General features: G+C 54.7%; 12 protein-coding genes. 5 read left to right on the top strand and 7 right to left on the bottom strand.

Annotated features, from left to right (window positions below):
• Positions 1 to 18: 18 nt before the first annotated feature.
• Together WM46_RS13195 and WM46_RS13190 are read right to left on the bottom strand one after the other, a co-directional pair.
• Positions 19 to 3,093: an autotransporter outer membrane beta-barrel domain-containing protein gene (locus WM46_RS13195; RefSeq protein ID WP_187394375.1), complete on the bottom strand. Its 3,075-nt coding sequence runs from the start codon at positions 3,091 to 3,093 to the stop codon at positions 19 to 21.
• A gap of 90 nt (positions 3,094 to 3,183) precedes the next feature.
• A complete protein-coding gene (locus WM46_RS13190) occupies positions 3,184 to 5,751 on the bottom strand; it encodes an autotransporter outer membrane beta-barrel domain-containing protein (protein ID WP_102602480.1) in 2,568 nt (855 codons plus the stop codon).
• An 826-nt stretch (positions 5,752 to 6,577) separates the two neighbouring features.
• On the opposite strand from WM46_RS13190, the gene yahO reads away from it, so the two are divergent.
• Complete coding sequence (gene yahO / locus WM46_RS13185; protein ID WP_043001665.1) at positions 6,578 to 6,853, top strand: DUF1471 family periplasmic protein YahO; 276 nt, start codon at positions 6,578 to 6,580, stop codon at positions 6,851 to 6,853.
• 78 nt (positions 6,854 to 6,931) lie between these two features.
• Here the strand turns inward: yahO and prpR are convergent, their stop codons facing one another.
• Positions 6,932 to 8,527 carry a propionate catabolism operon regulatory protein PrpR gene (gene prpR / locus WM46_RS13180; protein WP_102602479.1) on the bottom strand — a complete coding sequence of 532 codons (1,596 nt, stop codon included), beginning with the start codon at positions 8,525 to 8,527 and terminating at the stop codon, positions 6,932 to 6,934.
• Between the two features lie 250 nt (positions 8,528 to 8,777).
• Between prpR and prpB the strand changes: the two genes are divergently transcribed.
• From prpB to prpE, 4 genes are all read left to right on the top strand, one after another.
• Positions 8,778 to 9,659, top strand: a complete 882-nt coding sequence (gene prpB / locus WM46_RS13175) for a methylisocitrate lyase (protein WP_102602478.1) — start codon at positions 8,778 to 8,780, stop codon at positions 9,657 to 9,659.
• A 108-nt stretch (positions 9,660 to 9,767) separates the two neighbouring features.
• The gene (prpC, locus tag WM46_RS13170; RefSeq protein ID WP_102603833.1) at positions 9,768 to 10,937 is read left to right on the top strand and encodes a 2-methylcitrate synthase; all 1,170 of its coding nucleotides are present in this window, start codon (positions 9,768 to 9,770) and stop codon (positions 10,935 to 10,937) included.
• A gap of 39 nt (positions 10,938 to 10,976) precedes the next feature.
• Positions 10,977 to 12,428 carry a bifunctional 2-methylcitrate dehydratase/aconitate hydratase gene (locus WM46_RS13165; protein WP_102602477.1) on the top strand — a complete coding sequence of 484 codons (1,452 nt, stop codon included), beginning with the start codon at positions 10,977 to 10,979 and terminating at the stop codon, positions 12,426 to 12,428.
• Positions 12,429 to 12,467: 39 nt separating this feature from the next.
• Positions 12,468 to 14,354 (top strand): propionate--CoA ligase, encoded by a 1,887-nt coding sequence (prpE, locus tag WM46_RS13160; protein WP_102602476.1) that lies wholly within the window; start codon positions 12,468 to 12,470, stop codon positions 14,352 to 14,354.
• A gap of 52 nt (positions 14,355 to 14,406) precedes the next feature.
• Here the strand turns inward: prpE and lacA are convergent, their stop codons facing one another.
• From lacA to WM46_RS13140, 4 genes are all read right to left on the bottom strand, one after another.
• A complete protein-coding gene (gene lacA / locus WM46_RS13155) occupies positions 14,407 to 15,018 on the bottom strand; it encodes a galactoside O-acetyltransferase (protein WP_102602475.1) in 612 nt (203 codons plus the stop codon).
• 29 nt (positions 15,019 to 15,047) lie between these two features.
• A complete protein-coding gene (locus WM46_RS13150) occupies positions 15,048 to 16,301 on the bottom strand; it encodes an MFS transporter (RefSeq protein ID WP_102602474.1) in 1,254 nt (417 codons plus the stop codon).
• Between the two features lie 51 nt (positions 16,302 to 16,352).
• Positions 16,353 to 19,436, bottom strand: coding sequence for a beta-galactosidase (locus tag WM46_RS13145; protein ID WP_102602473.1), 3,084 nt, complete (start codon positions 19,434 to 19,436; stop codon positions 16,353 to 16,355).
• Positions 19,437 to 19,543: 107 nt separating this feature from the next.
• Entirely contained in the window at positions 19,544 to 20,626 is a 1,083-nt protein-coding gene (locus WM46_RS13140; protein WP_102602472.1) for a LacI family DNA-binding transcriptional regulator, read from the bottom strand.
• Positions 20,627 to 20,642: the final 16 nt, after the last annotated feature.

Here is a 20,642-nt window from a genome sequence, read left to right as displayed (position 1 = left end):
ACCACGGGTGGTTGAAAGTCAGAAACTATATTTGATGCCTAACATTCCCTGAGTATCGCTGTAGCCGTTGTCACCAATCTGCTGGGCGACGTTGCCCCACAGTTGCAGACGCTGGCTAAGCTGGCCTTCAACGCCCACTTTCAGTTCGCCAATATTGCGATTGCCTTTCACGTCGTTGCTGATGTCATCCATCTTCACGCTGTAGCTGCTGGTGTTGTGGATCCAGTTGGCTTCAACAAACGGCTGGAAGGTGCGGTCTTTGCCGTCATCCATGGCGTTATGCCCCTGCAGGTACGCTTTGACGCCAAGACGCGTTTGCAGATTGCCGTCGGTTTTATCCACCACCCGGGTACCGTTTTTCTCAACGTGAGTATCGGCCTGCACGTCCATCCAGGTGATCTGGGCTTTAGGCTGAATGTACAGCGCATTACGCTCGCTGAATTCGGCCAGTTTCCAGGTGTAGCCCGTTTCGACAGAGGCGGTGATGCCGTCCGAGTCATACTTTTCAGACGCCAGGCCCTGTCCGGACACGGTGTTATCAAACCAGTTGTAGAGCATCCAGCCATCGACATACGCACCGGTTTTATCGGCGTCGTTGGCATACCAGGTGCCGTACAGACCCGCGCTGTAGCCGCTGATCTCCCCGCGTGAGGTGTAGCCGGTCAGGCTGGAGTGGCTGCGGCTCTTGCTGTTGGCGTAACCGGCCATCAGACCCAGATGCCAGCGATCGAGACCGTCGGTGCTCCATTGCGCGATATCACCGCCCAGTTGCATCACATAACGGTTGCTCTGGGTGCTGATCTGCCCGGAACCGTCCTTGAAGCGGTTATGCCCGCCGACATGACGCATCCACAGGCTGGTGACCTTCTGCTCGCCAGTTAACGCGTCGGTGTACTGGGTTTCACCCAGACGATCGTGAAGACGGGTGTTGAACAGGGTGTTGGCCGCCAGGATGTTTGCCAAATAGCTACCGGTTTCCGGGCGATAGGTTTTCTCTCCTTCCGGCTGTGGCGTGGGGGCTGGTGTCGGGTCGGGATCTGGTGTCGGCTCCGGCTCCGGTTCCGGCACTGGATCAGTGATAAAGGTGTTGGTCAGATACCAGTTGCTGCCTTTTTTCACCACATCATAGTCATAAGCCCCCGCGACAATACGTCCGGCTTTGGCAAAAGTACCTGCGGAATCGCCATACACTTCGATAATCTCAATACCGTTCACCGTTTGCGAGCCCGTACCGCCGATATTATTCACCGCAACCAGCGTATTACCGGACGTGTCGCCTTCCACGATAAGTTTATCGGTGGGAGAATCATCGCCACCCAGCGTCGTGTTCATTTTCAGTGTTCCGCCGCCGTAGAAATTACCTTCTACAGTCAGAGTTTTAAACACACCGCTGCTTTCCGGTGGCAGGAAATTTACCATCCCATTGTCTAAGGTGATATCGGTGACATGAGAGCTACCGGTCATATTCCACACGGCCTGGTTGGAAAGATCCAGGTTAACAATACCGTTGCTGGTTGAACCAGACGTAGCGGTATAGCTGGTGGCCGTCAGGAATGAGTTTTCGTTATTCAGTACCATATTGAGTGTGGCATCGTTAATTGCGCCAATGTCGCCAATGACCTGTACCGTGCCGGTTTCTGATGAATTCACATTGATCTGGCTGTTTGCTCCACGGGAGAGCAGGGACCAGGTGGGATCGCTGTTATCCGTCATCAACAGACCTTTCTGCACATCGACAATACCACCCGCCGCGGCTTCGATACCCACCACATAGTTGGCGTGTGTATCAGACAGTGAGATGCCTAAATCATCCTGGAATTCAACTTTTGTGGTGTTACTGCCGCCATCATAAGCATAAACCGCGCGTGCGGTATCGACGCCATTTTGCATGGTAATGGCGGTTTTACCCTGAAACTGCGCCTCACTTTTCCAAAGGTAAAGGCCTGTGTTGTAATATCCGCCGTTGCTGGTCAGCAGAAGATCGCCTTTTGCGATAAGCGACGACTGGTCTGTCAGGGAGATGGTTCGCATCCAGTACGCGTCGATCCAACCCAAGAATTCATGCTCGTAACCGGGTCGGTTACCCAGGTAAGTCAGGTTCTCGCCGACGATGATCGCATTGCTGTTGAAGGTGATATCTGTTGCCATCAGGTCAAGTGCCCGACCCCCTCCAGCCTCACCAAAGAGGTTATTTTCATCACCACGTGAAAGCGCTTCAATCTGCGTGAGGCCGGTAAATTCGATGCTATTTCTCGTACCATAAGTGGCGTAGGGTAGCGCCGCCAGGATCCCCTGACTGCCTTTCAGGGTGATGTAGTCAGCTTCAAATTTGGCGGTATTAATCACGTTATAGGCCGTGCTATTCGTGTTATCGCCAGCCCTTGCGGCAAAATGTAGTGCCAGTTCATTGGCATCGATATCAATACGATCGGCTTTGATATCTACATTACTTCCTGCGGCAAGCACCATCCCCACGCGACGGTCGATAGAGTTGTCGCCCGGATCGCCGTCAACATTGATGACAAAGTTTCCGCCATCAAAGGCAAGTTCACCGTTATACAAGCCAATACCCGAGCGGTGGGTGCTGACATATCCCGCTTGCGGCATCAGAACAGTTAAATTGACTTTATTATCGCCGTTACTTTTGAAATCAAATTTACCGCCGGGTCCGGCAAATAAACCATAAATATCGGTATAACTATTGTTGACCTCATTACTGACGACAATATTGCCGCCGGTGAATGTCATTGTGCCGCTGAGCGTCCCTCGCTTGTAAGCATGTAGCGTTGCACGCTCGTCTGTTGCGTTATTATTAAAACCTCTCAGCGTCAGGGTATTTCCGTCGCTGATATTAATGTTCACCGCACCGTTCAGGGTGTTGATGAGCGCGCGTTGGTAATTGGCGATGCCCGTGTAACCGCTGGCATCGAAGGTCACATTGCCCAGGCTGACGGTGTGGGTTCCGCTACTAATAGACGACATTGAACTGGTGAAGGTCTGATCTTCCAGCTCGGCCGATAAGACAAACGGTGAGGCGAGAAACGAACTTCCCACCACGACAGGTACAAGACATTTCCATTTTATATTTGTCATTTATGACTCTCCGTGAGATTAACGACTTATTTTTATTTGTAATAAAGAAAAAATGTCCGGCCTTCGCAGGACATTTATTGGTTTGGGGGATCAGAAACTATATTTGATGCCTAACATTCCCTGAGTATCGCTGTAGCCGTTGTCGCCAATCTGCTGGGCGACGTTGCCCCACAGTTGCAGACGCTGGCTAAGCTGGCCTTCAACGCCCACTTTCAGTTCGCCAATATTGCGGTTGCCTTTCACGTCGTTGCTGATGTCATCCATCTTCACGCTGTAGCTGCTGGTGTTGTGGATCCAGTTGGCTTCAACAAACGGCTGGAAGGTGCGGTCTTTGCCGTCATCCATGGCGTTATGCCCCTGCAGGTACGCTTTCACGCCCAGTCGCGTTTGCAGATTGCCGTCGGTTTTATCCACCACCCGGGTACCGTTTTTCTCAATGTGAGTATCGGCCTGCACGTCCATCCAGGTGATCTGGACTTTAGGCTGAATGTACAGCGCATTACGCTCGCTGAATTCGGCCAGTTTCCAGGTGTAGCCCGTTTCGACAGAGGCGGTGATGCCGTCCGAGTCATACTTTTCAGACGCCAGGCCCTGTCCGGAGACGGTGTTATCAAACCAGTTGTAGAGCATCCAGCCATCGACATACGCACCGGTTTTATCGGCGTCGTTGGCATACCAGGTGCCGTACAGACCCGCGCTGTAGCCGCTGATCTCCCCGCGTGAGGTGTAGCCGGTCAGGCTGGAGTGGCTGCGGCTCTTGCTGTTGGCGTAACCGGCCATCAGACCCAGATGCCAGCGATCGAGACCGTCGGTGCTCCATTGCGCGATATCACCGCCCAGTTGCATCACATAACGGTTGCTCTGGGTGCTGATCTGCCCGGAACCGTCCTTGAAGCGGTTATGTCCGCCGATGTGGCGCATCCACAGGCTGGTGACCTTCTGCTCGCCGGTTAACGCGTCGGTGTACTGGGTTTCACCCAGACGATCGTGAAGACGGGTGGTGAACAGCGTGTTGGCGGCAAGGATATTCGCCAGATAGCTGCCGGTTTCCGGGCGATACTGGTGCGGACCTGCCGGTGTCGGAGGTGCGGGAACCTCTGGCTCTTTCGGCTCAACCGGCGGTGTTGGTGGAATCGGTCCAGGCAAGGCCACGCTGGTCAGAGACCAGTTCTGGTTATCCCGTTTCACAATGTCGTAGTCATAGGCGCCCGCCACGATACGGCCTTCTTTCACAAAAGTACCGTTTGAAACGCCTTCAACGTCGATAATACGGATACCTTCAGTCGTCGCGGCTCCGTTACCGCCGGCGTTACTGACGCTGACGCGCGTGGTGCCGCTGGTATCTCCGCGAACCACTAGTTTATCGGTCGCCGAAAGGTCATCGCCCAGCACGGTGCGTAAGGCCAGCAGGCCGTTGTTGCCGGTGTAATCGCCGTTAATCGTCATTGTGGTCGGGGTAAAGGCCGCTTTTACCTGCGACGGGGAAGAGAGTATTGCTGTACCGGCCAGCTCCAGCGAATTCAGGGTCTGCGAATAGCCGTTAAGATCCAGCTGCGCGCCGCTGTCCACGCGGTAATCCGATCTTGCACTCAGGGTATTTTCTACTCCAGCACGCAGCGTGCCGCTTGCGACGTGAGTGAGGCCCTGGTAAGTGTTGGCGCCTGTCAGCGTGGTCGTCCCTGAGCCGACATGGTTCACTTCACCGGTGCCTGTGATTTTGGCCGAGAGCGCGAAGTCGTCGCTGTTATGGTTAAAGTTGAGTTCCGCTGTGTTCATACCGCCGGTGTTGCCAAGGTGGATCCTCGGCAGGTCCAGCGTTCCCGCGGCCTGCTGCGCTTCTCCCTTTGCGCCGCCAATATTCAGGATACCGGTACTGCCTTCTCCCACCGCCAGCCAGATTAAGTTACCCGAGCGGACCGTTGCGCCATTGCTGACGGTGAGAATCCCGGTGGCGTCATTAGGGGTTGTTGCGAATCCCCCGAGGTAAATACCTTCGGTCACATCCAGCAGCGAGTCTTCACCGTCCACGAGGGTGACACCGTAGCCATTACGACTGGTGTTACTCGTATTGCCGACGTAGCCGATGTTCATGTGCTCGCTTAAGGTGAGGGAACCGCCGCGGGTAATCACCAGGTTGCCACGCCCCTGATCGCCAACCACGCTCCAGACGGATGAGACAGACGAATTTGCGCCATCGATGGTCACCGTTCCCTGCGCGTTTGCGGCATATTCTCCAATGCGCAGTTCATCAATGCCGCTGATTTTACTGCCGTTACTCACCAGCAGCGTTCCTGAACCATCATGGGTCCCGAGTACCAGATTCAGATTGTCCAGTGTCCAGGTTGCACCATTCGTCAGCGTCACGCTGCCGTTCGCGCCATTACCGATCATACCGGCGGCGGTGGCAATATCACGGCCATCGATCAGTAGCGAGCCGTCAGAGTTATCACCGACCCAGAGACTGCGGAAGTTATCCCACGCGGGATCGGTATTTTCCGTGGTGGAAAGCGTAATACTTTGGTCATTATTAATAATGACCGTGTCATTTATTCCCGCTGGCGGAGTAATATTATTTTTGGCTGTTGCGGTGGACGTTAAGGCAATGGAAATTGCAATGGCTAATAGTGTTTCAGGGGATTTCTGTGCATTTATTTTCATATATTGACTCTTCCTTAAGATTCAAATATTACGCCGCGGCATGAGCAAGAAAAGCCAGTCCTGAATACACGGCCATTTGTGGGGTTGCTCATGTAAATAAAATTCTGATGATTTTTAATATTATTTGTCGCAGGCGATATAGCGTAATCGTTTTACCGTAGGCTTGTATTCGCTATTGATAGGTTGAGTCTATTAACCGTCGTTAACGGAGTGAAAATGTTTAAGTGGTTGCTAATTATTTGATTATCAATGTTTATTGTTTTTGGCTTCTCATCCAGGAATAGTGCAAATATAAAGATAAAAACAACAAGATAGATGAGAGTTTCGATAAGGCAGACTGAATAGATGCGAAGGCTTAACATTAGTATGAATATCGGTTTAACGTTTTTAATTACGCATGGTAATAATTTTACCTAAGGATTTCAGGCTGCTTAACTGTCATTTTTTTGATGAATGTCAATTTTTACATTGGTATTAATCTGAATATTTTTTGTTGGCTTTGAGATTATTACCAATAAGTCAGAAGAGGTTTTAATAATAATCTTAAGTGGGGTTGTCCTGAGCAAGGTTACTCATATTCATGCATCCATGTGTGATTTATTAAAAGACAGGGGTGTTGATCATTTTTTTATTTATACGCGGAAAGTGACTTAACGTTACCGTAGAACGCAAAAAAAGTTCTGATCAGGTCGAAACCACAAAAGCAACATATCACTGAAAGGGCTCTGGATTTTTCCTGAAAGCTGAACTAGTTATTAATCATCCCTGAACAGCGACATGGATTCAGCGGTGATGATAGCGTCATAACATAACCTGGAGCTTCTCTATGAAAACTGGATATAAACTCTTGATTGGTGCGTTGGCTTTTGTGGCGACAAATGCGTTTGCAGCGGAGCTGTTAACAAAGGCTGAGTTTGAGAAGGTGGAGTCGCAGTACACCCTGATTGGTAATATCAATACCAGCAATGAAACGTCCACTCAGGATGCGAAAGAAGATCTGCTCAAAAAAGCAGATGAGAAAGGGGCTGATGTGGTCGTGCTGACCTCGGGTCAAACCGACAATAAAATTCATGGCACTGCCAATATCTACAAGAAAAAGTAATCCGTAAGCGTGCCGGATGGCACTGGCCTGGTGACGGTTGTAGGCCGGGTAAGACGCTGTGTGTCGCCATCCGGCAGTTCATTCCTTCAGCCGCCGCCAGAATGTGGTTCTGCTAATCCCCAGATAACGCGCAGCGGCACGTTTATCACCGTTAAACTGCGCCAGCACCTGCTGCGGCGTAGCGGAAGGCAAAAGGGATGACGGCGATTCGCTTTGCGCCAGTTCCGGCAGTAGCTGCTGTAATAAGGGCACGTCCAGTTGTGGCATCGGTTCAACGCTTAAAAACAGCGCCAGCCGTTCCATCATATTGCGCAATTCGCGAATATTTCCCGGCCAGTGATATTGCCAGAGCACGCAGGCGCTCTGCGCCAGTCCGGTGCGTACCGACTCGGTAAACGGTACGGAGAGCGCGGCCAGCGACTGTTTTAGAAACCCTTCCGCCAGTGACACGATATCAGCGGGGCGCTCCCGCAGGGCCGGTAACGACAGACGTAAAATACTCAGGCGATAAAACAGATCGCGACGAAACTGCCCCCGTTTCATTTCGTCTTCCAGATTACAGTGGGTGGCACTAATCACCCGCACTGTCACCGGAATGGGGTGATGTCCACCCACCCGGGTGACCTCTTTTTCTTCCAGCACGCGCAGCAGTCGGGTTTGCAGCGGCAACGGCATTTCGCCGATTTCATCGAGAAACAGCGTTCCGCCGTGGGCGATTTCAAACAGCCCGGCACGGCCACCGCGTCGCGATCCGGTGAAGGCGCCTTCCTCGTAGCCAAACAGCTCCGCTTCCAGTAACGATTCGGTGATCGCCCCGCAGTTCACCGCGACGAACGGATGCGTCGTTTTGTCGCCGCGCGTGCCTGGACGCGTACAAAACTCGCGGTGAATGGCCTGGGCCGCCAGTTCTTTCCCGGTGCCGGTTTCCCCCTGAATCAGGACGGAGGCGGATGAACGGGCATACAGCATAATGGTATGGCGTACCTGCTCCATCTGCGCGGACTCGCCACGAATATCCCCCAGCTCATAGCGGGTGCGCAGCGCCTGATCGGAGGCATAATGGCCGTGGCGACGCTGGGTCAGGCGGGTCATGTCCAGTGCATCGCTAAAGGCCTGGCGCACCGTGGCGGCGGAATAGATAAAGATGCCGGTCATACCGGCCTCTTCCGCCAGATCGGTGATCAGCCCCGCGCCAACCACCGCTTCAATGCCGTTCGCTTTCAGCTCGTTGATCTGCCCGCGCGCATCTTCTTCGGTAATATAGCTGCGTTGTTCCAGTTGCAGGCTAAAGGTTTTTTGAAAGGCCATCAGCGCTGGCAGCGTTTCCTGATAGGTCACCACGCCAATAGAGGCGGTCAGTTTCCCGGCCTTTGCCAGCGCCTGCAGGACGTCAAACCCGCTGGGTTTGATCAGGATCACCGGTATCGACAGGCGACTTTTCAGATACGCGCCGTTTGATCCGGCGGCGATGATCGCATCACAGCGTTCGGTCGCCAGTTTTTTACGAATATAGGTCACCGCTTTTTCAAAACCGAGCTGGATTGGGGTGATGGTCGCCAGATGATCGAACTCGAGGCTGATGTCGCGAAACAGGTCGAACAGTCGCGTCACCGAGACCGTCCAGATAACCGGTTTGTCATCATTCACCCGCGGGGGAAGATTTGTCGTCGCCATAGCCAACCCAAAATAAAAGGACAGAGTATTGGGTGTAGTCTTGTTTCATAATTGTTGCAATGAAACCGGTCGGGACGTTTCATGAAACGTTAGCTGACACGCTTTTTTTCGCTCATCGCGATGTGTTTTCATTTATCTTATTGTTATTAATGTAGTTATTTAAAATGTTCTCTCTCAAAGCGCCTTTGGCATAGCCCTTGCTTTATGTGATTCAACGGTTAGTTACAAGTTGATAACACGAGGATGGACTATGTCTCTGGATTCTCCGGGTCAGGCATTTCGCGCTGCACTCACCAAAGAAAACCCCTTACAAATCGTCGGCGCCATCAACGCCAACCATGCGCTGCTGGCTCAGCGTGCCGGGTATCAGGTGATTTATCTTTCTGGCGGCGGCGTCGCGGCCGGTTCGCTGGGACTACCGGATCTGGGGATCTCCACCCTGGACGACGTCTTGACCGACATTCGCCGCATCACCGACGTCTGCCCACTCCCGCTGCTGGTGGACGCTGATATCGGCTTTGGTTCATCGGCGTTTAACGTTGCGCGCACCGTGAAGTCGATGATCAAAGCCGGGGCGGCAGCGCTACACATTGAAGATCAGATTGGCGCCAAGCGCTGCGGCCATCGTCCAAATAAAGCGATCGTTTCAAAAGAGGAGATGGTCGATCGCATTCGCGCAGCGGTGGATGCCCGTACCGATCCCAACTTTGTGATCATGGCGCGTACCGATGCCCTGGCGGTGGAAGGGTTAGACGCGGCGATCGATCGTGCGCAGGCCTATGTCGAAGCGGGCGCCGACATGCTGTTCCCGGAGGCGATCACCGCGCTTTCGATGTACCGCCAGTTTGCCGATGCAGTCCAGGTGCCCATTCTTGCCAATATCACCGAATTTGGTGCTACGCCGCTGTTTACGACCGACGAACTGCGCAGTGCAAACGTGGCGATGGCGCTTTATCCGCTCTCGGCATTCCGCGCCATGAACCGGGCTGCTGAAAAGGTCTACAACGTGCTGCGCCAGGAAGGGACGCAAAAGAGCGTCATCGACATCATGCAGACCCGCAACGAACTGTATGAAAGCATCAATTACTACCAGTTCGAAGAGAAACTCGACGCGTTGTATACCAAACAGTAGGCCTGATAAGGCGTAGCCGCCATCAGGCAATGCCGGATGGCACTGCGTTTATCCGGCCTGGACGAAAAACCTCAGCACCCTACATATGACAATAATGACGAGGACAACATGAGCGACACAACGATCCTGCAAAATAATACCCATGTCATTAAGCCTAAAAAATCCGTCGCGCTGTCCGGCGTACCGGCGGGCAATACCGCGCTGTGCACCGTCGGTAAAAGCGGCAACGATCTCCACTATCGCGGCTACGATATTCTCGATCTCGCCCGGCAGTGCGAATTTGAAGAAGTCGCGCACCTGCTGATTCACGGCAAGCTCCCGACCCGTGACGAACTTCAGGCATACAAAAGTAAACTCAAAGCGCTGCGCGGATTACCGGCCAACGTCCGTACCGTACTGGAAGCGCTGCCAGCGGCATCGCACCCGATGGACGTGATGCGCACCGGCGTATCGGCGGTGGGCTGTACGCTGCCGGAAAAAGAGGGGCATACCGTTTCCGGCGCGCGTGATATTGCCGATAAGCTGCTGGCCTCGCTCAGTTCTATCCTGCTCTACTGGTATCACTACAGTCACAACGGCGAGCGTATTCAGCCGGAAACCGATGACGACTCTATCGGCGGCCATTTCCTGCACCTGCTGCACGGCGAAAAGCCGGCGCAAAGCTGGGAAAAAGCCATGCACATTTCACTGGTGCTGTACGCCGAGCATGAGTTCAACGCCTCCACCTTTACCAGCCGCGTGATTGCCGGCACTGGATCGGATGTTTACTCGGCCATTATTGGCGCGATTGGCGCACTGCGCGGCCCGAAACACGGCGGGGCGAATGAGGTCTCGCTGGAGATTCAGCAGCGCTACGAAACGCCGGACGACGCTGAAGCCGATATCCGTAAGCGCGTGGAAAACAAAGAGGTAGTGATTGGCTTTGGTCATCCGGTTTACACCATTGCCGATCCGCGTCATCAGGTAATCAAACGCGTGGCGAAGCAGCTTTCTGAAGAGGGCGGCTCGCTGAAGATGTACAACATTGCCGATCGTCTGGAAGAGGTGATGTGGGAGACGAAGAAGATGTTCCCTAACCTCGACTGGTTCTCGGCGGTCTCCTACAACATGATGGGCGTTCCCACCGAAATGTTTACCCCGCTGTTTGTCATCGCCCGCGTCACCGGCTGGGCGGCGCACATTATCGAACAGCGCCAGGACAACAAAATCATTCGTCCTTCCGCCAACTATACCGGCCCGGAAGATCGTGAGTTTGTGCCGATCGATCAGCGTCAGTAATTCATTACCTCTAAAGATAAAAAACAGGAAACGTACCTTATGTCTGCTCAAATTTTAAATGTTCGCCCGGAATTCGATCGTGAAATTGTTGATATCGTAGATTACGTCATGGGCTACGAGATCACCTCAACGGTGGCGTATGACACCGCCCACTACTGCCTGCTTGATACGTTGGGCTGCGGTCTGGAAGCGCTGGAATATCCGGCCTGTAAAAAACTGATGGGGCCGATTGTTCCGGGTACCGTGGTACCCAACGGCGTACGCGTGCCGGGTACCCAGTTTCAGCTCGACCCGGTACAGGCCGCGTTTAACATTGGCGCGATGATCCGCTGGCTCGACTTCAATGACACCTGGCTGGCGGCGGAGTGGGGCCACCCTTCCGATAACCTCGGCGGGATCCTGGCGACAGCGGACTGGCTGTCGCGCAACGCGGTCGCGGCAGGTAAAGCGCCGTTGACCATGAAACAAGTGCTGACCGGGATGATTAAGGCCCACGAAATTCAGGGCTGTATCGCGCTGGAAAACGCTTTTAACCGCGTGGGGCTCGACCACGTACTGTTGGTCAAAGTGGCCTCCACCGCTGTGGTCGCCGAGCTGCTGGGGCTGACACGTGATGAGATCCTCAACGCGGTGTCGCTGGCGTGGGTCGACGGACAGTCGCTGCGCACCTATCGCCATGCACCGAATACCGGCACGCGTAAATCCTGGGCGGCAGGCGATGCGACCTCGCGCGCGGTGCGTCTGGCGCTGATGGCGAAAACCGGTGAGATGGGTTATCCGTCGGCACTGACGGCGAAAACCTGGGGGTTTTATGACGTCTCCTTCAAAGGCGAGTCGTTCCGCTTCCAGCGTCCATACGGCTCCTACGTGATGGAAAACGTGCTGTTCAAAATCTCTTTTCCGGCGGAGTTCCACTCTCAGACGGCGGTTGAAGCGGCAATGACGCTGTACGCGCAGATGCAGGCAGCAGGTAAAAGCGCTGCGGATATCGAAAAAGTGACCATTCGCACCCACGAAGCCTGCATTCGCATCATCGATAAGCAAGGGCCGCTGAATAACCCGGCCGATCGCGATCACTGTATTCAGTATATGGTGGCGATCCCGCTGCTGTTCGGACGCTTAACGGCAGCGGATTATGAGGACGGTGTGGCGCAGGATAAGCGGATCGATTCCCTGCGCGAGAAGATCCGTTGTGTTGAAGATCCGGCGTTTACCGCGGACTATCACGATCCGGAAAAACGCGCTATCGCCAATGCCATTACCCTGGAATTCACTGACGGTTCGCAGTTTGACGAGGTGGTCGTGGCGTTCCCGATTGGCCATGCACGTCGCCGTACCGACGGGATCCCGAAACTGGTCGAAAAATTCAAAACTAACCTGGCGCGCCAGTTCCCGACTCGCCAACAGCAGCGCATCCTGGATGTCTCCCTGGACAGAACGTGCCTGGAGCAGATGCCGGTCAATGAGTACATGGACCTTTATGTCATCTAGAACCCGCTTCATCAGGCGTAAGTTCAACAGGAGAGCGTTATGTCTTTTAGCGAATTTTATCAGCGTTCTGTTACGCAACCGGAATCATTCTGGGCCGAACAGGCCCGGCGCATCGACTGGCAGCAGCCGTTTACCCGCACGCTGGATCACAGCCATCCGCCGTTTGCCCGTTGGTTTTGCGGCGGTACGACCAATCTGTGTCATAACGCCATTGACCGCTGGCTGGAGAAACAACCGGATGCGCTGGCGCTGATCGCTGTCTCATCCGAGACCGAAGAGGAGCGCACCTTTACCTTCCGTCAGCTATATGACGAAGTGAACGTGGTGGCGTCGATGCTGCAATCGCTCGGCGTACAGCGCGGCGATCGGGTTCTGGTGTACATGCCAATGATCGCCGAGGCGCATATCACGCTGCTGGCCTGCGCGCGGATTGGCGCGATCCACTCGGTGGTGTTCGGCGGTTTTGCTTCGCACAGCGTGGCGGCGCGCATCGATGACGCGAAGCCGGTGCTGATCGTCTCCGCCGATGCGGGGGCGCGCGGCGGTAAAGTGTTGCCCTACAAAAAGCTGCTCGATGAGGCGATCGATCAGGCGCAACATCAGCTGAAACAGGTGCTGCTGGTGGATCGCGGGCTGGCGAAAATGGCGCGCGTGGCCGGTCGCGATCTCGACTTTGCGACTTTGCGCCAGCAGCATCTCGGCGCCACGGTGCCGGTGACGTGGCTGGAATCCAATGAAACGTCCTGCATTCTTTATACCTCCGGCACCACCGGCAAACCTAAAGGCGTGCAGCGTGACGTCGGCGGCTATGCCGTAGCGCTGGCGACCTCCATGGAGACCATTTTTGGCGGTAAAGCGGGTGGCGTGTTCTTCTGCGCGTCGGATATCGGTTGGGTCGTCGGACATTCCTATATTGTCTACGCGCCGCTACTGGCGGGGATGGCAACGATTGTGTATGAAGGGCTGCCGACCTATCCGGACTGCGGCGTGTGGTGGAAGATCGTCGAGAAATATCAGGTCAACCGCATGTTCTCGGCACCGACCGCCATTCGCGTGCTGAAAAAATTCCCGACCGCGCAGATCCGCAATCACGATCTCTCCTCGCTGGAGGTGCTCTATCTGGCCGGCGAGCCGCTGGATGAACCGACCGCAAGCTGGGTAACCGAAACGCTGGGCGTGCCGGTTGTCGATAACTACTGGCAGACCGAATCCGGTTGGCCGATTATGGCGCTGGCCCGGGCGCTGGATGACCGTCCGTCACGCCTCGGCAGTCCCGGCGTGCCAATGTATGGCTATAACGTGCAGTTGCTCAATGAGACGACCGGCGAACCCTGCGGCGCCAACGAGAAGGGGATGGTGGTCATCGAAGGGCCGCTGCCGCCCGGCTGTATTCAGACCATCTGGGGCGACGACGCACGGTTTGTGAATACCTACTGGTCGCTGTTCGAGCGTCAGGTGTACGCCACGTTTGACTGGGGGATCCGCGACGCCGACGGTTACTACTTCATTCTTGGTCGTACGGATGATGTGATTAACGTCGCCGGGCACCGGCTGGGCACGAGGGAAATCGAGGAGAGTATCTCCAGTTACCCGAACGTGGCGGAAGTGGCGGTGGTCGGAGTGAAAGATGCGCTGAAAGGGCAGGTGGCGGTGGCGTTTGTCATTCCCAAACAGAGCGATAGCCTTGAGGACAGCGACGTGGCGCATTCGGAAGAGAAGGCGATTATGGCGCTGGTAGACAGCCAGATTGGCAATTTTGGTCGTCCTGCCCACGTCTGGTTTGTTTCACAACTGCCGAAAACCCGTTCCGGCAAAATGCTCCGCCGCACGATCCAGGCCATTTGCGAAGGCCGCGATCCGGGCGATCTCACCACGCTTGACGATCCGGCGGCGCTGCAGCAAATCCGCCAGGTCATCGAGGAGTAATCTGGTATCGTAACCGGATACACCGCGCGAGCGGTGCATCCGGTATTACCCCTTAAGCTGACGGCTCAACTTTATAATTTTTAAAATAATATTCTTTATCTCTTTCATTAATGGTTCTGATCACCCGACAAGGATTTCCCACGGCAACCACATCGGATGGAATGTCTTTTGTGACGACGCTCCCTGCGCCAATAACCGAATTATCGCCAATCGTTATATCGGGATTGATCACCACATTGCTGCCAATCCAGACGTTATTACCTATGGTTACCGGGAAAGAAAACATTTCCCCCGATTTCCTCAATTCATGGTGAATGGGGTGCCCTGTTACAGAGATTGTGACGTTGGGGGCAATCAGGACGTTATGGCCAATCGTGACCGTGTAATCATCCACAATGGTAAAGTTAAAATTCGCGTAAAAATTATCGCCTACATGAATATGGGTACCGTAAGAGAAATAGATCGGTGGCTCTATCCACGCGTTTTCCCCCACCGAGCCAAACATTTCGCGAATCAGTTTTTCCCTCTTTTCAGTCTCGCAGGGTCGTGAGTGATTGAATTCATACATTAGCGTTTTACCGCGCAGCCTCTCTTCTGGCAGACCTTCGCACATATCGGTAAACAGTTTTCCGGCTTTTATTCTGTCTCTCATCGAAACGTTCATTGACGCTATTCCATCCTTGTCACTGACAGTCAAACTTGTTTACCTGCTGGTGTGAACACGCGGGAAAATGGCCCCGGTCCACTCAGGGTAAAGACCGAAATAAGCGTAAAGCTCAGTGCAATCAGCCCCAGAACCAGATACGCCCCCTGGAAACCGACGCTTTCATACATGTTGCCGGCAAAGACGGACATGAAAATCATCGCCAACTGTTTAAAGAAGCAGAAGCACACCAGATAAATCGTGGCAGAGAAACGCACCTCAAACTGGCTGGTGATGTATTTGAAACAGCCGACAATCAGGAAGGGGATCTCAAACATATGCAACGTTTTCAGGATGACGACTTCCAGCGCGCTGGTGGCGAATGAGGAGCCGATGATCCGCACGGACATAATGGTCCCCGCCAGCAGCAGCGCGTTCTTTCCGCCAATCCGGTTCACGATCAGCGGTGCAAAGAACATGATGGAGGCGTTCAGCAGTTCCCCCAGGGTGGTGACGTAGCCAAAAACGCGTGTACCTTGTTCGCCCGTCGCAAAGAATGAGGTGAAGAAGTTGGCAAACTGTTGGTCAAACACATCGTAAGTACAGGAGACGCCGACCACGTAGAGCGAAAGGAACCACAGCTTTGGCTGCTTAAACAGCTCCAGTGCCAGCTTCAGGCTGAAGGCGGACTGGTTGGCGCCGACCGCATCGGCAACCGTTGCAGAAGAGGGGGCATCCGCTTTTGAGAAGAACAGCAGAATCGCCAGAATCACCGCACAGCCGGAACCCAACCAAAAAACAAACTGGTTATTAATGGTGAACATAATCCCGGCGATTGAGGCGCACAGCGCCCAACCGACACAGCCAAACATACGGGCGCGACCAAATTCAAAATGGCTACGGCGGCTGGCTTTTTCAATATAAGCCTCAATGGCGGGAGCCCCGGCGTTGTAGATAAAACCGAGATAAATCCCGCCGACGATCGAGCCGAGTAATATATTGAACTGGAGTAACGGACCAAAAACGTAAATAAAGAAGGGCGCGAACATTACCAGCATCCCGGTAATGATCCACAGCAGATGTTTACGCAGGCCGAGTTTATCAGAGAGCAGGCCGAAGATTGGCTGGAACAACAGGGAAAACAGGGAGATGCAGGCGAAAATAACGCCGGTATCGCCTTTGCTGATGTGGTTGATATCGTGTAACCAGATCGGGAAAAACGGGAAGTAGGCTCCCATAATGAAAAAATAAAAGAAGAAGAAAAAGCCAAACATCCAGAAATTAGTATTTTTCAAATAATGCATGTGGACTTCCTTACGCGACGACCGGGCAGGCGTTGGCCTGCCCGGTTGTTATTATTTTTGGCCCCAGACAATCTGGAAGTGATAACGCCCGGCGCTCAACTGATATTCCGGCGACACAGAAGGACTCCAGGAGTCATCACCGCCAACGCCCATATGGAAACCATCAAGATTGAGCCAGGTGCCGGCTTCGGGTTGCAGCAAATGGCGATGGCTGGTCTCCATCAGTTGCTTTTGGCTGTAGCGACTGATGTTGAACTGGAAGTCGCCACGCCAGACGTGCGTACCGTACTTCAGTTCACGCGTACCGCAGCGCAGGCCGTTCTCACTGGGGAAAACGTAAGGGGTATACATCTCATCCAGTGATAAATCCCAGCGGTCAAAACAGGCAGAAGACAGGCGATCCGGGTAGTTTTCATGCGGACCAAGCCCCAGCCAGTTCACTCGTTCTGCTTTCTGCGCCAGCTGGCAGGTCAGGCCGATACGTGCCGGATGTGGCGTGCCGCTGGCGACATCAACATCAACGGTGATCTGCATTTCGCCGTGACCGTCGATGCGCCAGGTTTTACGACTGATAAACAGGGTTTCGCCCTGATACTGCCAGGCGTGCGCGGTGGCGATCTGTACCGCGTCGGCAAGGGCGTGGGCATCGCATTGCAGCAGTACCGGCTGGAGCTGATAATGCCCGGCGGCTTTCCAGCGCTCGACCCAGGCATTGGGGTCAATGCGGGTCGATTCGCTGACGCCAATATCGTTATCCAGCGGCGCACGGGTGAATTGATCGCGCAGTGGCGTCAGTAACTGGGCTTCATCGCCAATCCAGTACTGCGTTAACGTGCCCTGCAAACGGCAGAATTCCCAACGTGTCGTGCGAAGTGCCACGTGAAAGGCCGCGTCACTGACGCTGAGCTGTGGCGCCGTACTGGCGCGTGGTGAGCAGAGGACATTCAGTTTTTCTTCCAGCGGCCACTGATGCCAGGCGCTGACATGTCCGGCAGGCGACCAGGCGGTTGCCTGTGGTTGTTCCACGCGCACCGTCAACCAGAGCTGACCTGCCGCGTCAGGCTGTGCAATCTCCGGCAGGGTGATGAGCTGACGACCCTGTGGCGCGATATCCAGCGTGACTTCCCCGGTGGCAATGGGGTTGCCATCCAGTGCAAGGGTCCAGTGCAGAATCTCGTTGTCGCTATGGCGGAACAGATATTCGCTGGTGACCTCAATCTGACGTTGCGCGCCAGGTCGCAGCGTGAACTGGAAAAACTGCTGAGCGTGTTTCGCCTCAAACAACGACGGATGCGGTGTGCGATCGGCAAACACCAGACCGTCCATACAGAACTGGCGATCGTTCGGCGTGTCGCCAAAGTCGCCGCCGTACGCGGACCATGGGTTGCCTTCGTCATCGTATTTAATCAGCGACTGATCGACCCAGTCCCAGACGAAGCCGCCCTGCAGGCGCGGGTACTGGCGGAATGCCTGCCAGTATTTTGCGAATCCGCCGAGGCTGTTCCCCATCGCGTGGGCATATTCGCAGAGGATCAGCGGGCGTTGTTCACCGGGCAGCGACAGCCATTTTTTGATTGACCACTTCGGCACGGCCGGGAATGGCTGATCCTGATTGACGCGCGCATACATCGGGCAAATAATATCCGTTGCCGCCGTGTCCGCGCCGCCGCCTTCATATTGTACCGGGCGTGACGGATCTTCTGATTTCAGCCAGCGGTACAGCGCGTCGTGGTTGACGCCGTGGCCCGATTCATTCCCCAGCGACCAGATGATAATGCTCGGATGGTTGCGATCGCGTTGCACCATGCGCGTCACGCGCTGGCTCATGGCGGGCAGCCAGGTCGGGTCGTCGGTCAGGCGGTTCATGGGCACCATGCCGTGGGTTTCGATGTTGGCCTCATCCACCACATACAGACCATAGCGATCGCAGAGCGTGTACCACCGTGGATGATTCGGATAGTGGGAGCAGCGCACGGCGTTAAAGTTGTTCTGCTTCATCAGAATGATGTCCTGCACCATCGTCTCTTCGTCCATCACCTGGCCGTTTTCAGGATGATGTTCATGACGGTTGGTGCCGCGAATCAGCAGTGGTTTACCGTTCAACAACAGCAGGCCGTTTTCAATGCAGACCTGACGGAAGCCGACATCGCAGGCCTCGGCTTCAATCAGCGTGCCGTCAGCCGTATGGAGCTGCACGACCGCGCGATAAAGATGCGGTGTTTCGGCGCTCCACAGTGAAGGCTGATCGACATTCAGACGCAGCGTCGTGCGATCGCCGTAGGCACCGCGCTCATCAATAATCTCGCTGCCAAAAGGGGCGGTGCTTTCGCCTGTCAGCACATCACCATCCCACAGTTGAACGGTCACTCGCAGGCTGTCACAGCACTCACCACGCATTCTGACCTCGGCGGCAAAGATTGCCCGGCTGAAATCCTCGTTGAGGTGGGTGGTGATGCGCAAATCGCTGATTTGCGTGGCGGGTTTGTTTAACAGGGAGACATCGCGGAAGATACCGCTCATTCGCCACATATCCTGGTCTTCCAGATAGCTGCCGTCGCTCCAGCGCAGCACCATCACCGCCAGACGGTTCTCACCGCTGACCAGAAATTCACTGAGATCAAATTCAGACGGCAGGCGACTGTCCTGACCGTAGCCCACCCAGCGCCCGTTGCACCAGAGATGAAAAGCGGAATTTACGCCATCAAAGATAATTCGCGTCTGTCCATCGCGGCGTTCGGCTTCGCTGACAGTAAATGTGAGCGAGTAACATCCTGTCGCATTTTCATGCGGCACATACGGCGGATTCACCGGGATCGGATAGGTCACGTTGGTATAAATGGGCGCATCATAGCCGAGCATCTGCCAGTTGGATGGCACCGCGATCGTATCGGCATCATCCAGATCGCCCAGACGCCAACTTTCCGGCACCGCTTCCGGCGAGGCGAACCAGCTGAATTTCCACGCGCCGTTCAGACTGCGAACAGAGGATGAGGAGGTATTGTTACGCGCATCAGTCGCGTTGCGCCAACTGGCAAAAGGAGGATGCGCCTCCAGACGGTTAAGCTGCGTGACGCCGGGATTTTCCCAGTCGCGTCGGGCCAGTACGGCGGCGAGTGAATCCGTAGTGAATGTCATGGCTGTATCCTGTTAATAATTGTTATCCGCTCACAATTTTATTCAACATACGAGGGAAGCCAGAAAGCTGTAAAGCCTGAGGGGTCTAATGAGTGAACTGACTCACATTATTCCGCGCGAGGTAATAACGCGATCTGACGCGCCAGTTGAATCAGCGAGTCCGCCAGCGCCTGGGGGGAAGCGTGTTGTTTTTCAGGCGGCAGAACGGTTTTTCGTTCTACCAGCGTGACCGGCAGCAGTTGATTGCCGGGGGCGGATTCGCCACGGGAAAGTTGCAGCAGGCGATCGACGCTGGTCTGGCCGAGAAGCGCAAAATCCTGCCTGATGGTGGTGAGTGGCGGGATGTAGCAGGCGCTGTCCTCGGTATCGTCATAACCCACCACTGAAATGTCACTCGCCACGCGCAGACCAAACTCACTGATGGCCCGCATCGCGCCCAGCGCCATCTGATCGTTTGCCACCAGCATTGCGCCGGGGATGATGCCTGCGCTGAGCATGTGCTGCGTCTGCAAAAAACCGGACATCGCGCTCCAGTCGCCTTCCTGTTCTGCGACCGGTTGCAACTGATAGTGGGCGAGGTATTTATGCCAGCCCGCCAGGCGCAGGCGTGCCGAAACGGAAGAACGAGGGCCAGCTAACAGAGCAATGCGCTGATGGCCGTTCTGGACCAGATGTTCAACACCCAGTCGTGCGCCATCATCATGCGAGAAAATAATACTGTTGATCGGGGAAAGATCAGAAACGTCGAGGAACAGAACGGGGACCGTACCGCAGGTGTCGGCAACGGCGATGGCATCGTCTTCATCAAGGGGATAGTTGATAATCAGCCCTGTTACCCGTTGCGCCAGCAGGTTATGTACCGCCGCTTTGCAGGCGTCGACCCCGTGACGTTCAACCATGGCAATCACTACGCTGGCACCGGACTGGTCGGCGCGCGACTTGATGGCGGCGACAATTTGCGAAGGGGCATGCAACGCCAGGTTGGACGTCGCCACGCCGATAAGCGGCGTTTGTTTTCCGGCCAGTTGTTGGGCGACGCGGTTGGGGATGTAATTCAGCTCCGCCATGGCGGCTTCCACTTTTTGCCGGGTTTTCGCGGAAACATGGCTCGCCTGATTTACCACGCGAGAGACGGTCTGATAGGAGACCCCTGCGTGGTCTGCAACATCGTATAGCGTTACCGGTTTCACAATTCTTACCCCTGAA

The sequence above is a fragment of the Citrobacter freundii complex sp. CFNIH2 genome (genome assembly GCF_002880615.1).
GTDB lineage: Bacteria > Pseudomonadota > Gammaproteobacteria > Enterobacterales > Enterobacteriaceae > Citrobacter_A > Citrobacter_A amalonaticus_F.
This window is presented reverse-complemented; position numbering and strand designations above follow the sequence as displayed.